The following is a 14,708-nucleotide window of genomic DNA, read 5'->3' on the forward strand; positions in this document are numbered from 1 at the left end:
CTTTACCTTAATATGAATCCCTGAGAATTAACAACGTAAAGATTTCCCGTCGATGAATCCATTATAACCGCACTGCTGAAAGATGGCGCTATGTATGTCACAAGATACCTTTTACCCTGAAAGTAGAAGACCGAATTGTCGCTCAAATTCAAAGTGAGTATTTCTCCGCTTACGTACAAAGTTACCATGTTAGCAATGCCCTTTGCCATCCCTACGACGTATATTCCTCTGTCCAGATTAGTCGAGAGCGCGGAACTTTTTATGAGATTTTCAAATGAATTTTCATTCAATTTGATCGCAAGAGGTAAAAATGGATTCGAATTCAGTTGCACAGGATTTATCTTGTCCGTTTTTACCGGTTGATTTACTATGACGGAAACCTGAGGCGTTTGATTCGATCTTATGATATTTCCCCCTCCCTTTGGAAAGAAGAGTACATATCCGAGATAGAGGAAGATGCCTATTATGAATATGACAAGTATTGGAACTAAAACCTTATTTCTACCCGCCATATATTCTCACCGACAATTTCGTTAAAGTGTAATTTTTCTTCAAACTTAAAATTTTACCTTCGTACTCGTAAGAGACCGGAGAGTTCGATTCAAAGTAAAGGTTCAAAACGTATATATTCGTGTAGGAAGAAAGAAGATTTACGAGATCGTACGGATCCACCTCGACCGAATTTTGAAGCGTTACAGTATCACCCGAAATCTTGAGATCTGCATCTGGAGCGATCTTCAAAAGCGCACTTTTAAAGCCTGCGAGGTTTATCTTTTGCGAGTTTAGCATCTTACCGTACTGATTTATCTGCTTTGTAATCTCGTTGTTTTGATTGTAAAGAACTTGAAACTTTGAAATCGATCCAACGACTTTGTTTAAAGATCCCGAGAAAGAAAGAAACTCGAAGATATCTATCGTACCTGCCAGTATTATCGTTGCAAAGATTATCGCTATGGCCAATTTTCTGTTCATTTAAGACCCCCTATCGAAATAGTCTGTTCGTAAGTCTTAAACCACGTCTGGAATTGAGAGTCAGAAACGGAAAATTTGTATCCTTCGCTTTCGGCTATTTTTCTTTCAACATCTGCAACATTCGAGTTGTTAACATCTATGATTTGTGAGAAGACCAGAGGAGTTGAAGAATTTGCAGAATAAGAAAATGAAACTATGGTAAAGGTTGCGCTGTCGGCCATTTCACGAATCAGAGATACTGCCGAATGAAATTCGTTTACTCCGTTGATATAATCCTTTATTTGGTAGAGAATCTTTGACTGAAGATCTAAATTTTTGGAATAATCATTTATAACGGCATCGAGTCGATTTTGAATCTGATCCTGCCTCATCGAAAGGTAAATACCTGCATTTTCGAGCAAATTTTTCTGGCCCGAGATTGCCTGAGTGTAAAGGCCGTTTATGAAAAGATCTATAAAAAGGTACGAGGCAATCCCTATCCCGATGATCATAACCATAAGTACGATGAATTTTGAAAATTTTATCTTTCTACGCTTCTTTGTGTAAAAGTTTACCCTTGGCATTCTCTAACGCTCCCCTCATGGCCATGCTGTAAGCGCCCGCGGGTATCTCCCTTTTCAAAGACACGAAATCGTAATAATCGCTTACCTTTCCGAGATCCATCTCCTTCAGGCTTTCCACCCATTCGTTTAGGTATTCATTTCTTTCCGAAATGCAAATAAAATTTTCTATATTTTCGTTAGAAAGGCCATATCTCGATATTAGAATTCTTGTAAGCCTTTGAACGTCATCCGAAAGTTGAAGGTAATGCATCCTCGCGTCAATGTCATTATTTAACTCTTCAGATCCTCCAGTTACGCTGTCTATGGAAAGGAATTTCCCATTTCTGAAGATCTGCAGATAGGTCGACATGCTGTCTTCAAATGCAAAGAAGGAAAGACCATGTCTTACTTTCTCTTCCAAAAGATAGTTAAACTTGAAATATCCCGCGTCTAAAATGTCTGGTATCGGAAGATTTGATCTGACAAAAAAACTTTTGAATTTCTCTATATCCTCATTTCTCACTATAAAGGCCGAAATGCTAAGTCCATTTCCTTCTCCCAAAAGATCGACGTCTACCGTTATATTCGAGGATGATATAGAAAGTTCCTTGACTATCTGAAATTTTGACGCCTCTATGATTTGTCTCTTGTTCCTCATATTTGGCATCTTCAATTGTCTGAAGAGCACCTTATCGCTGAAGATGGCCGTCGTTATAAAATCTTCGATGTCTATTTTTAGAGATCTTCCAATCTCCGCAAGACCATTTATTATTTCATTTTCATTTACGAGTTCGTCTCCATCGAAAACCTTGTTCGAATAAGGAACGGAATGAACGGCGATTATCTCGGATCTTTTGCCGTTGTGCTTTATCTTTACACCGTCTATTTTATACCTTCCTATGTCTATTCCAACGTAAAAGTTGGAAAAGATATTCAAATTCGTCTTTACCATCCCCATTCTACCCTTACAAGGCCGGTCACAGGTCTCAAAACCACAGTTGCAATTTGGGAATTTCTCAAATATATCTTTACCTTTCCAGTCAAATCCGGATAGTACGGAATGCCATTTGAAAAAGCCAGATCAACGTTCGATCCCTTGTAAATCATCTCGGTCTTTGGAACGATAAGACTCAATCTTCCCTTATCGATGTAACCAGACGGCGTGATTATCTTTATTTCTTTGGATATGCGTACCGTCACCTTGCCTTTCAAATTTGCAGAAAGAAACTTCGCGTATCTTATGGATGAGACGATCTTGTTTACTTCCGCCCTCGCGATTATCCTGTCGATCCAGTGCTTGGAAAGTGGAAAGATAATAGACAAAAGCAATGAAAGAATCAATATCAAAATGATCAACTCAACGAGGGTATATCCTTTCATGTTAAAAATGCTGTCCGACACCCTGCTCAAGGTTAAACATGGTCTGGTAAAGGCTAAATACAAGGATCCCCACAAATAACCCTATGATCGCTATCATCGCAGGTTCTATCATCGAGACAAGTTGCTTTAATTTGACAGAGGCTTCCTGATCGTAAAATTCAGAGACCTTTGAAAGCATCTCGTCAACCCTGCCAGTCTCCTCTCCAGTGCCGACCATCTCAACGAGCAATTGGGGGAAAAATTTCGTCTTCTCCATGGCGCTTTTCAAAGTTCCGCCATTTTTTAAGATATCCACCATTACCGGTACTTTTTTCATTAACCTTCTGCTTCCAGTCGCCCTTGCGGCCATGTCGACTGCCTCTATTATACTAACTCCACTCGAGATCAAAGTAGAGAGCGTTTTGCTGAAATTAGATGAATCTTGAAGATGCTTAAGAGCCTTTATTGGCGGTATCAAATTCCCAACGAATTCTTTCGTGGCGGCACCGTAAGAGGTCCTAAAAAAGTAGATCAAAAAGATAAGAATAGAAACAACTATAATCGTAGCGTAAAACCAGTTTGCGGCGAGAAAATCGTTGGCTCCCATCAACATCGCGACTATGCCACCCACCTTCGCACCGCCAAATGCCCTGAAAAGGCTCGGCAATATGAAAAGACTTATTATCATCAGAATGAAAAATGCGAAGATGGAAACAAAAAGAGGGTAAGCCATCGCAGATCTTACCTCATCGCGCGTTTTCTTGACATGTTCGTAAAATTCGGACACTTTATTTAGGGTGTTATCGAGGACTCCGCCGCTCTCTCCGGCCCTTACGAGGTTAACGAAAATAGGCTCGAAGGCATTTGTTTCTTCTATCGCCTCGGAAAGAGAAGAACCGCTGTCTATGGATACCAAGACGTTGACAAGGATCTTTCTAAAAGAAGGCGTAAAGGCATTTTGCTTTGAAAGAAGAGTCAACGCATCCCTTATTCGCACACCGGCATTTATCATTGTTGCCAACTGGCGCGTAAAAAGCACGAGATCGGCTAACTTTGCCCGCAAAGTTATACGCCTTTTTCTTTCCTTGGTAGGCTTTACCCCCAGAACGATATAACCCTGCTGGGAAAGTTTACTGACAAGGCTTATCTCACTTTCCGCCTCTAACCTTCCGGTAGCGGGTTTCCCGTTAGGCGTTATAACCCTATAAACGTACAAAGGCAAAATAACCAACTCCCCGGGTTGATCATTGATTCACGCGATCATATATAGTTTACCATTTTTTAGGAAAGATCGATAACATAAAGGGAACTCCAAAGAGTTCCCTATTTCTGTGCCGAGACCTGGAGTCGAACCAGGGACACGAGGATTTTCAGTCCACTGCTCTACCACCTGAGCTATCTCGGCAATGGCGGGGACGACGAGGCTCGAACTCGCGACCACCGGTGTGACAGACCGGCATGCTAACCAGGCTGCACCACGTCCCCACGCTGTGGTGGGAATGGCAGGGATTGAACCTGCGACCTCTTGCTTGTAAGGCAAGCGCTCCCCCACTGAGCTACATTCCCGAAATTCTTGGCGCCCTCATGGGGATTCGAACCCCAGCTGCCGGCGTGAAAGGCCGATGTCCTAGGCCTCTAGACGATGAGGGCAATCCTCTTAACGGAAATATATTACCTTAACAGACAGTACTTTGTCAAGTGGTAAATTTGTGAAATCGACTTTACGGTATTTGCCTTATAAGCCATGAGGTGTAAGTTGATCCCGTCGTTGAAAAGATCACGTTAGAAACGGCACTTGCGTATTGCGTTGCTACGACGTAATTTGGGAAAACTCCCACAAAAAGACTGTACTGCGATCCGTATTGGATATCAAAGGCAGGGATATTCTGACCTCTTAGATTGTTGATTATCTTCATAACCCTGTCAGAATAAGGCGACGATAATACTTGAATCGAAAAGGTAGATCCACCAACGGCCGGATAGGCGAGAAAATATCTGTCACCGAATTTTGTGATCTCGTAATATTCGTTCATCGAAAGCACTTTGCTAAAATTCTGTAAATTCGTCGATTCGAGTGTGTTCAAAGGAAGAGATGGAAGAGTCCTCGGAGCATTTTGAAAGAGTATATCGTATTTTAGAAAAGATGGTGTTATACTGACGGGATTCAAAGTGGATTGAAGTTCTTTTACCTGATCTTTTAGCGCACTTATCATTGCGGAATTGTTCGAGATCTCGCTCTTCATGCTTTGCACTGTCATGTTTAGAGAGGAAAAAAGTACCAACAAAAGGATCGAAAGTACAAGTAATACCGTCTCGTAAATTGACATATCATCACCTCAAGAGTATTTTACAACGAGTAAATGCAATTTGAGAACTTTATTGCGAACTTGCATCCAGATCCATTTCAATATACTGAACCAGTTTTAAATTCCGAATCATCGCTCCGGCAGGCGCCCCACTCGATGTCTGGTCCTCGCTGCGCCGGACTTGGAGGCATCCTGCCCTCCGCTTAAATTAAATGAACATTCGACTTTTAAAGTGAATTCAGTTATGATACTATAGAGATATACCAATTACTCTCCACACCTTCGATAATAAGGGAGGAATTAAATGAATAAGTACAAGTACTTAACTTTTATTTTCTCAGTTATTCTTATAGTTCTCGTGCTGTCGGGGTGTTTTCTTTTACCCAAACCAACACTTATCAAGCCACAACTTCTTTCTCCAACCAATGGCGCCACAAACGTATCGACAACGGCAACTTTGACATGGAAACCTTCGAATGTGTCTCAGACAACATATGAAGTCTTCTTAGGCAAAAGCGCATCAAACACTGCGTATATAGCCACTACCGGACAGACCTCTTTTGTAGTTAACAACTTAAGTTATAGCACGACTTATTACTGGAAGGTTGTATCTATGGCAAACGATCAAACTGCGACAAGCGATACATGGTCATTTACAACCGTTAAAGCACCTGCACCATCCAAACCATTTTTAAGTATTACAGGCGTTTCTACCAGTTCAGTTGCGTTAGGATGGACTCAATCAATAGGTGCGTCCATGGTAACGCTTTACGGATCCACATCTACGGTATTCAATCAATACGCAATTCTGTCCGGATCATCTACATCTTACATGGTGAATAATTTGACTCCATCGACGGTATATAAATTCTTTGTCGTAGCGATAAATCCATCCGGACGCGCGACGTCTAACACGGTAACTGCGACAACGCTTTCTTATACACCGGTAATTCCTGTCCTGCCCGTTATAAAGAGTTTTGGAGTAACATCTGTGTCGACAGATACGATAACTTTGGGATTTCAAACACAGAATGCCTCGGTGATATACATTTACAATCCACCGTCCGCATTACTCGCGACGTTAAGCGGGAATGCAACCTTTTATACGATAACAGGTCTTAAGCCTTCAACCTCATACAGTTATTTCATAGTTGGAATAAATCCATCCGGACGTGCGACATCTAACACGGTAACCGCTGTAACACAATCATACGTACCTACGACATCTTTTCCAATATACATAGGAGACAAACCTGTATCGCCATCCTTGATTCAACATCTCTACGTTACCTTGACTGGATTCTCAATTCATGCAACCTTTGAAGGGACATCCGAATGGTACACGTCTTCTGCAAGCGGGACATGCGATCTAACGACTCTTGTCGGGACTTCGACTAAATTCACAAATATAACTCTTCCGGCATCGGCGATAATCACACAGATAAGGTTTGAGGTATCTTCGGCGACAATAGTGATAAATGGCAACTCTTATCCTTTGAACATTCCAAGTTCAACGATATACATGAACATGAATAGCATAAATGCGTTAGAATCAGGAGGAGTTTATTTTGACTTTGACATTTCACAATCTGTAGAACAGACAGGACAGGGATACTTATTCAAACCTGTGATTCACAGCGTGATGGGGAATGTACGATCATCTGTTATAGGGCAGGTAATGTATAACTCGATGCCAGTTCCAATGGCCGTGGTGTCTTTGAGCAATTCATCTACTGTGGTAGCAGAAACGTATACAAAGCCGAACGGGAAGTTCATGATATCTGCAGTGCAAACTGGGAATTACACGCTTACGATAAGTGCAAGCGGTTTAACTTCATATTCAACCTCTGTAACACTTTCAAAGGGTATGAATAATATCGGAACGATAAATCTTTCAATTCTTCCGCCTGCGACTCCCGTGCTTAGAATCTCAACACCTAATCCGTATCTTGCCGTTTTGACATGGACGCAGAGTGCTCAAAATGCAAGTGGATTTCACGTATGGGAGAGCACATCTCCAATGCAGGCATATACCCAAATTGCGACGTTACCGGGGAGTGCGACTTATTACAATGCGAGCATAAGGCCTGCGGTTAATTATTACTTTATGGTCAGCGCGTACAACTCATCTGGACATGCGTGGTCGAATATTGTAGCGACGAAGACAACCCTGACAAATAACATCGTTTTGAAGATAACAATGCTTGCCACGATCGGAATATCGACCACCCAAACTTCAACAAACGCAACGATAACTGTATATGCGACAGTTGGAAACACAGAAGGTGGAAACAGAATTGAATCTGTAGTTATTAAGAATCAACCTGCGACCCGACAATCTGCAAATGTGTGGACTGCTCGAGTACCGCTTAGCGCCGGTTCAAATACAATTGAAGCAACAGCAACAGATCTGTATGGAAACACAATTAGTACTTCAACACCGATATACGTTGATAATGCTACTCCAACGATTGAAGTTACTCTGACAGGTGGAACAGGTAAAACTATATCACCTTACACCCTGACAAATAATTCATCTGTAACCATATACACCAATTCAACAAAAGTGCCACCGGTGAGTGGAAGTATAATAATTACTGATAATTCAAAGATGCCAGTTACAGCAAAGGCAACAGAAATCACTAACGTATCAACGGCACTTAAATTCACGACAACTTCTGATGCATCTGAAGCAACATTCAATGCCACATCTTCTCAAAGATACACGATAAAAGTCTTTGCAACCGATGCCTTTGGGCATACATCGACATACATCGCGACATTTACACTTGTTGTCGATACAGTATCACCGACAATAAAAATAACTGCTCCTGCAACGGTCGGATCAGGTCAAAGATTTACGGCGACAGTAACGGCCACAGATTTGCAAAGCGAGATCATCTCTACTGTTGCAACGCACTATGGAGTGACATTGACAGATCCAACAATAACACCTATTTCAAACGGATATGAATTTACATTCACTCTTACGGCGCCGAAGGTTAACACTTCTGAATACACATATATAACGGCGAAAGTGGAAGAAAATGCAGGAAACACTCAAATGATATCTATTCCTGTTTATGTTGATGGTCAGGCGCCGGTGATCGAAGTAAATCTGGCAGGCGGAAATGCAGGATCGACCACATTGGCAGATGGTTCGAATATAACCATTCAATCTGTGAAAAAACTTAAAGGATCTATATCCATAACTGACGATTCTGGATTGCCGATCACGGCTTACGCTACAGAGATAACCACATCATCTGCCGGACTTTTATTTACGGGGTTACGAGAGTTAAATTCAACATTCGATGCAAGTTATTACTATGTAACATACACGGTAAAAGTCTCTGCAACAGATCCTTTTGGAAATAAATCGACGTATCTCGTAACATTTACGATAATTCCTGTCACGATAGGAGTCGGAAGTAACCCAATGGGAGTGGGGGTAGATCCGATCACACATATGGTTTACGTTGCCAATTATGGCAGTAACACGGTTAGCGTGATAGATGGAAATAACATTAACGCCCTTCCCAAAACTATATCCGTAGAAAATCATCCATATGTTGTGGGAATCTCTTCCTCGACAAACGGGAGTACGATCTACGTCTCTAACGGTAATAACGCAATCAGCGTTATAAACAGCCAGAAAAATTACGTCGTTCGAAATGTAATTGTTGGGAATAATCCAGTAGGTATAGGAATACATTCAATAATGAACATGATCTATGTCGCTAATTATGGCAGTAACACAGTTAGCGTGATAAATGGCAGAACAAACTCCGTCATTCAAAATATAAATGTTGGAAAATATCCAAGAGACGTAGGAATAGACACGACGACAGGCATGGTCTATGTTACCAATTATGGCAGTAACACGATCAGTGTCATAAGTGGAAAGACGAATTCCGTTATTCAAACTATACCTGTCGGAAAAATGCCAAGAAATATAGGAGTAAATCCGGCAACGGGCATGATCTACATTTCCAATTCTGGTATTAACACGATCAGCGTGATAAATGGTAATGATCTTAACGCTTCAAAAAGTATAAATGTGGGAGATAGTCCATGGGGAGTAGGAGTGGATCCGGCAAGAGACATAATTTACGTCGTTAATTCCGGAAGTAACACGGTTAGCGTGATAGATGGAAAAACTAATTCCGTTATTCAAACTATACCTGTCGGAAAATGGCCAAGAAACGTAGGAGTAGACACGGCAACAGGTATGATCTACGTTACCAATTTCGGCGATAACACGATCAGTGCGATAAATGGGAACATGATACTCGATCGATAAGCCTAATTTTTAGCCCCATTTCAGGAATTTTATGGTAAAATCCCAATTGGGAGGTTAACGATGAAAGACGAAGATCTCATGAAAATAATAGAAGAGAGAATATCCCATTGTACAGCCTGTGATCTGAGCAAGACGAGGACAAAAGTTGTGCCCGGAGAGGGGAATATTCACTCTCCCATAGTTTTTGTCGGAGAAGGTCCCGGAGAGGATGAAGACCTTTCGGGAAGGCCATTCGTTGGTAGGGCGGGACAGTTATTCGACAAGATACTCGAATCGGCAGGGTTCGTAAGAAAAGATCTCTACATAACAAATGTCGTCAAATGCAGGCCGCCTGACAACAGGGTACCGCATCAGGAAGAGATCCTCGCGTGTTCGCATTTTTTGATGGCTCAGATTGCCGTCATAAATCCGAAGATAATCGTTCCGCTCGGATCGACGGCGCTTAATTTTTTTATCAATGGTTCTATAAGTGAGATGAGGGGAAAGTTTTTCGATTGGAAGGGAGAGATAAAGATCTTTCCAATGTTTCATCCGAGTTATTTGCTTAGAAACCAGTCGAAGGCTCCCGGATCGCCCAAGGCTTTGACGTGGGACGATATAAGGATTTTAAAAAAAGCGTACGATGAGATAAAGGAGAAAATGAAATGATATCGAGGATAAAGGGAACGGAAGACACGATCGAAGAATCCTGGCTTTGGGAGTGGATAGAGGAAAGATTCAAAGGGGTGGCCACAAACTTTGGCTTTACCCAGATAAGGACGCCTACCTTCGAGGCGACAGAACTCTTCGATAGAGGCGTTGGAAATGAGACTGACATAGTCCAAAAAGAGATGTACACCTTCGAAGACAAGGGAGGAAGATCTATAACTCTCAGGCCGGAGGGAACGGCTCCGGTGATGAGGGCATTCATAGAGCATAACCTTTCATCTAAAGGCCTTCCTCAGAAATTGTTTTACTACGGCCCGATGTTCAGGTACGAAAAGCCGCAGAGCGGAAGGTTAAGAGAGTTCCACCAGTTTGGAGCCGAACTCATAGGATCGGCACTTCCGATAGCAGATGTTTTCGTGATTTCAATGGCCATAGAGATGTTAAACTCCGTGGGACTTACGAATTTCAAACTCAAGATAAATTCGACGGGAGACGAAAATTGCAGGCCAGAATACGTGAAGGCACTCAAGGATTATTACAGAGATCTGCTTCCAAAACTCTGCGACGATTGTAAAGTCAGATACGAAAGAAATGTTCTAAGGCTTTTAGACTGCAAAAAGGATGCGGAATATGCAAAAGATGCTCCAAAGATAACGGATTACCTTTGTAACGATTGCAAAACGCATTTTGACACTCTCAAAAGATATCTTGATGAACTCGATATAGAGTACGAGGTCGATCCATCTATCGTAAGGGGCCTTGATTACTACACGAGGACGGTCTTTGAGTTCAAATATCCAGCCCTCGGTGCACAAGACGCTATCGGTGGCGGTGGAAGGTACGATAGACTTATAGAAGAACTTGGAGGTAGCAAAACTCCTTCAGTGGGTTTTGCCTTTGGAATAGAGAGGATCATTCTTGCACTTAAGATGGAAAATAAAATTCCCGAATCCAAAGGCATAGATATCTACGTCATCGCGGTCGACGATGCTCAAAGGATGGAGTCTTTAAAAATCGCGAAGGCACTTTCGAAATTCTTCAGAGTAGACGTGGACATCATGGGAAGAAATCTAAAGGGCCAGTTCTCGCAGGCATCGAAAGAAAATGCGAGATTCGTCATCGTAATCGGTGAGGAGGAGATAAAAGAGGGCCTTTACACGGTAAAAAACATGAAAAGCGGGGAACAGAAAAGAGTGAGATTTTCGGATATAATCGAAATGGTAAAGGCATAAAGAGGAGGAGAGCACTTTGCGCCTTGAACTTGACGGTGAGATGGTAGAGAGAGCGAGAAAACTCGCCAAAGAAGTAACGGATGAGGTTCAAAAGTTCATCGATTTGAGAAGCACCGATTCCGTCGAGAGGACAGTCTCAAGGCTATTTGGAATAGACGGCGTGAATTCCGAAGGCGCGCCGCTTCCAAATGTCGTCGTCGACGATGTAAAGATCGGCGGAGGTTTGAAAAGGGGCATAGCCTACTGGATCGCGAATGGGTGTGTTGCGAAGAATTTGGATCCTCAAGGACTCGCCGAAGCCGTCGGAAGAAAGGAATTTTCACTTGTCAAAATACCCCCGCAGAATGAGGGACTCGTTGATCAAAAAATGGACGAATTGGCGGCAAAAGCGATCGAAAAGATTGAAGATGTAAGGAACAAAAGGGACAAAATGCTTGAAGAACTCGGAGATCCCAAAAAGCCTTACATCTACGTCATAGTTGCGACCGGCAATATATACGAAGATGTTGTTCAGGCAAGGGCCGCCGTCAGAGAAGGTGCGGACATAATAGCGGTGATAAGATCAACGGCCCAATCTTTGCTTGATTTTATTCCCTATGGGCCGACGACCGAAGGATATGGTGGCACATACGCGACACAGGCCAACTTCAAGATAATGAGAGAGGCCCTTGACGATATCGCTCCCAAAGTTGGAAGGTATGTAAGGCTTACGAATTACGCGTCAGGCCTTTGTATGCCAGAAATAAGCGCCATCGCCGCTCTCGAAGGACTTGACATGCTTCTGAATGATTCTATGTACGGAATCCTCTTTAGAAACATAAACATGATGAGAACCTTCGTCGATCAGTACACATCGAGGCTTATATGCGCATTCTCGCACATAACGATAAATACCGGAGAGGACAATTACATAAAGACCTCCGATCCTATAGAACGGGCCCACACCGTTACAACATCTCAACTTATAAATGAACAATTCGCGATCAAGGCAGGAATGGATCCCAAGTACATGGGAATAGGCCACGCATTTGAAATAGATCCAGACGTGGAAAACGGATTTCTTTACGAAGTATCCCACGCGTTGCTTACAAGAACGCTCTTTCCTTATGCGACGCCGAAGTACATGCCACCGACAAGGTACATGACGGGAAATATCTTCAAAGGATATGCCCAGAATACCCTCTACAATTTGGTTTCCATAATGACAGATCAATCAATTCATTTGCTCGGAATGCTTACCGAGGCAATTCACACGCCTTTGGTCCAAGACAGGTATCTCGCCATCTCTAACGCGAAGTACGTCTTCAACAACGCCGCGAATTTCGGATCTGAGATCGAGTTGAAAAAAGATGGGTTTATCCAGCGCGAGGCCCAAAAGGTCCTTGAGAATGCCGTTTCTTTGCTCGAGCACGTCAAAGAGGTGGGCCTTATGGCGGCCATAGAGGAGGGTACCTTTGGAGACATTTCAAGAAGGATGGACGAAGGAAAGGGATCAGATGGCGTATTCGTCAAAGGGGAGGATTATTCCAATCCTCTCATAGAAGAGATGGAAAGGCTTTTGGGGGTGAGAAGATGATAAACAATCTCGATCTCGAACATCTCAGACCTTACGGTGATCAGTTAAATGATGGGGTCATCCAGCTGTCCTTCACCCTTCCCGTTCCGGCCGGCGCAAAGGCGAGAGAGGCCGCAAAACGGCTGATAGAATCGATGAACTTTTCGGATGTTCAAATAGTTCATTCTGAAGATATCGGAGAGGATTTCACATTTTTTGTCGTCTACGCTAAAACAACGAGAGATGTGAATTACAAAGAGATAAAAACTCTCGAGGTAGAAGTGCCAAAGATGGGAATGGAAGAGATAAACGAAAAGGTTTTCAAATATCTAAAAAGACAGATCGTAATCGTCGGAGCCACTATCGGATCTGACGCACACACGGTCGGACTCGATTCCATTCTCAACATGAAAGGATACCACGGCGATTCTGGCCTTGAAAGGTACAGGGCCTTCAAAGTATACAACCTTGGAAGTCAGGTTCCGCCTATCGAACTCGTTAAAAAGGCGAGGGAATACAATGCTGACGTCATTTTGGTCTCTCAGGTTGTAACTCAAAGAGACATACATATAAAGCAATTGACAGAACTTGCCGATATATTAGATGCAGAGAAATTAAGAGACAGGGTGCTTCTTGTAGTCGGTGGTCCGAGAATAACACACGAACTTGCCGTAGAACTCGGATACGATGCCGGCTTCGGATCGGGCACAATGCCTTCTGAAGTTGCATCTTACATAGTGGAGAAGATGGTAAAGATTTCATGAGAAAATATCTTATCATCTCTGTTATCATCATCGCGATCGCGGTGGTGGCAATAGTGTTCTTCTTCGAGAAGAATCAAAAACCCGTCGTGGGGATCCTTTTTCCGGTTGATTCCGCCACAAGTTATTCGGATAGAATGGCCGGGGTTTTGATCGCGATAAGGTCCCTTCCCGATGAGGTCAAATTCGTCGATATCGATTTTAACTCCTCCGATCTTTCAACGGTTGTTTCCAAATCCATAAACTCGGGGATAAGGTACTTCGTGACCTTTCTTACATCCTCTCAGGCATCGGAATTGAGAAGTGTGGTAAACGGTAAAAATGTCATCCTGGTTGATTCTCAGGTTACGAATCCATTTGTCATAAATGAGATAAAGAACTTCTACACCATCTCTCCAACTGACACAATTCAAGCCTCGGCCATAGCGAATTATATTCATGCACAAAATTACAAAAATGTCCTGATAATAAAAGGCGATCAAAATCCAATCTACGAAAATTATCTTTCATCTCAAATTGCAAAGGATCTCAACAATTACGGGATCAATTCGGTAATAAAGGAGTTCGATCAAAATTTAGACGCGACGGCCGATAGCGTTGTTCTTATCATGTCTTCGGAAAGAGTGCTCAACATCATGCCACGGATAAGATCTAAATACGGAAATGTGCCCGTTATAGGAAGCGACTGGACTTTGGATCAGACACTTCTTAACTCGAAAAAATCTAACGGGATGATTGCTACATGCTTTGCAGATCTTTCAGATCTTCCCCAATCATTCAAAGAATCGCTTTACAAAATAAAGATGTTTCCAGATCCTTCAATGCTTCTTGCCTATAACGCCACGATCGTCGTATTTATATTGGCAAAAAATGATGTTGGATCGAATGATGCTCAAAAATTCCTCGATTCTCGAGTCTTTGTGGGATCAAATGGGGAATTCACCTTTTCGAATAAATCGGCCTCTTCCAAAGTTTACTTTTACAAGATATCCGGTGAAAACCTTACCCTTTTGTGGTCTTGGAGGTAAAG

General features: G+C 42.5%; 13 protein-coding genes and 4 tRNA genes. 6 read left to right on the forward strand and 11 right to left on the reverse strand.

Annotation, left to right across the window (positions count from 1 at the left end):
* Positions 1–2 precede the first annotated feature (2 nt).
* From ATHSA_RS05880 to ATHSA_RS05930, 11 genes are all read right to left on the reverse strand, one after another.
* Positions 3–512: a hypothetical protein gene (locus ATHSA_RS05880; protein ID WP_161848201.1), complete on the reverse strand. Its 510-nt coding sequence runs from the start codon at positions 510–512 to the stop codon at positions 3–5.
* Positions 502–972: a hypothetical protein gene (locus ATHSA_RS05885; RefSeq protein ID WP_161848202.1), complete on the reverse strand. Its 471-nt coding sequence runs from the start codon at positions 970–972 to the stop codon at positions 502–504. The genes ATHSA_RS05880 and ATHSA_RS05885 overlap by 11 nt, the downstream gene beginning before the upstream one ends.
* Positions 969–1,535, reverse strand: a complete 567-nt coding sequence (locus ATHSA_RS05890; RefSeq protein WP_161848203.1) for a hypothetical protein — start codon at positions 1,533–1,535, stop codon at positions 969–971. The genes ATHSA_RS05885 and ATHSA_RS05890 overlap by 4 nt, the downstream gene beginning before the upstream one ends.
* Complete coding sequence (locus tag ATHSA_RS05895) at positions 1,501–2,466, reverse strand: type IV pilus biogenesis protein PilM (protein ID WP_161848204.1); 966 nt, start codon at positions 2,464–2,466, stop codon at positions 1,501–1,503. The genes ATHSA_RS05890 and ATHSA_RS05895 overlap by 35 nt, the downstream gene beginning before the upstream one ends.
* Positions 2,460–2,924 (reverse strand): hypothetical protein, encoded by a 465-nt coding sequence (locus tag ATHSA_RS05900; RefSeq protein ID WP_232060056.1) that lies wholly within the window; start codon positions 2,922–2,924, stop codon positions 2,460–2,462. Before ATHSA_RS05900 ends, ATHSA_RS05895 begins: the two co-directional genes overlap by 7 nt.
* Positions 2,896–4,095, reverse strand: coding sequence for a type II secretion system F family protein (locus tag ATHSA_RS05905; protein WP_161848206.1), 1,200 nt, complete (start codon positions 4,093–4,095; stop codon positions 2,896–2,898). Before ATHSA_RS05905 ends, ATHSA_RS05900 begins: the two co-directional genes overlap by 29 nt.
* A 110-nt stretch (positions 4,096–4,205) precedes the next feature.
* Positions 4,206–4,278: transfer RNA gene (locus tag ATHSA_RS05910), tRNA-Phe, on the reverse strand.
* Between the two features lie 2 nt (positions 4,279–4,280).
* Positions 4,281–4,358 (reverse strand) — tRNA-Asp (locus ATHSA_RS05915).
* Between the two features lie 6 nt (positions 4,359–4,364).
* Positions 4,365–4,439: transfer RNA gene (locus ATHSA_RS05920), tRNA-Val, on the reverse strand.
* An 8-nt stretch (positions 4,440–4,447) separates the two neighbouring features.
* Positions 4,448–4,523, reverse strand: a tRNA-Glu gene (locus tag ATHSA_RS05925).
* 71 nt (positions 4,524–4,594) lie between these two features.
* Complete coding sequence (locus tag ATHSA_RS05930; protein ID WP_161848207.1) at positions 4,595–5,200, reverse strand: hypothetical protein; 606 nt, start codon at positions 5,198–5,200, stop codon at positions 4,595–4,597.
* Between the two features lie 283 nt (positions 5,201–5,483).
* On the opposite strand from ATHSA_RS05930, the gene ATHSA_RS05935 reads away from it, so the two are divergent.
* Genes ATHSA_RS05935 through ATHSA_RS05960 form a run of 6 tightly spaced genes read left to right on the forward strand, consistent with a single transcriptional unit; the run spans position 5,484 to position 14,706 of the window.
* Positions 5,484–9,482: a DUF4382 domain-containing protein gene (locus ATHSA_RS05935; protein ID WP_161848208.1), complete on the forward strand. Its 3,999-nt coding sequence runs from the start codon at positions 5,484–5,486 to the stop codon at positions 9,480–9,482.
* 60 nt (positions 9,483–9,542) lie between these two features.
* On the forward strand, positions 9,543–10,130 hold the full coding sequence (locus tag ATHSA_RS05940) for a uracil-DNA glycosylase (protein ID WP_161848209.1): 588 nt from the start codon (positions 9,543–9,545) through the stop codon (positions 10,128–10,130).
* Positions 10,127–11,362 (forward strand): histidine--tRNA ligase, encoded by a 1,236-nt coding sequence (hisS, locus tag ATHSA_RS05945; protein ID WP_161848210.1) that lies wholly within the window; start codon positions 10,127–10,129, stop codon positions 11,360–11,362. The genes ATHSA_RS05940 and hisS overlap by 4 nt, the downstream gene beginning before the upstream one ends.
* Before the next feature lie 40 nt (positions 11,363–11,402).
* Positions 11,403–12,938, forward strand: a complete 1,536-nt coding sequence (kamD, locus tag ATHSA_RS05950; protein WP_161848955.1) for a lysine 5,6-aminomutase subunit alpha — start codon at positions 11,403–11,405, stop codon at positions 12,936–12,938.
* A complete protein-coding gene (kamE, locus tag ATHSA_RS05955; RefSeq protein WP_161848211.1) occupies positions 12,935–13,681 on the forward strand; it encodes a lysine 5,6-aminomutase subunit beta in 747 nt (248 codons plus the stop codon). Before kamD ends, kamE begins: the two co-directional genes overlap by 4 nt.
* Positions 13,678–14,706, forward strand: coding sequence for an ABC transporter substrate-binding protein (locus ATHSA_RS05960; RefSeq protein ID WP_161848212.1), 1,029 nt, complete (start codon positions 13,678–13,680; stop codon positions 14,704–14,706). Before kamE ends, ATHSA_RS05960 begins: the two co-directional genes overlap by 4 nt.
* Positions 14,707–14,708 lie beyond the last annotated feature (2 nt).

This window comes from Athalassotoga saccharophila (assembly GCF_009936215.1).
Taxonomy (GTDB): Bacteria; Thermotogota; Thermotogae; order Mesoaciditogales; family Mesoaciditogaceae; genus Athalassotoga; species Athalassotoga saccharophila.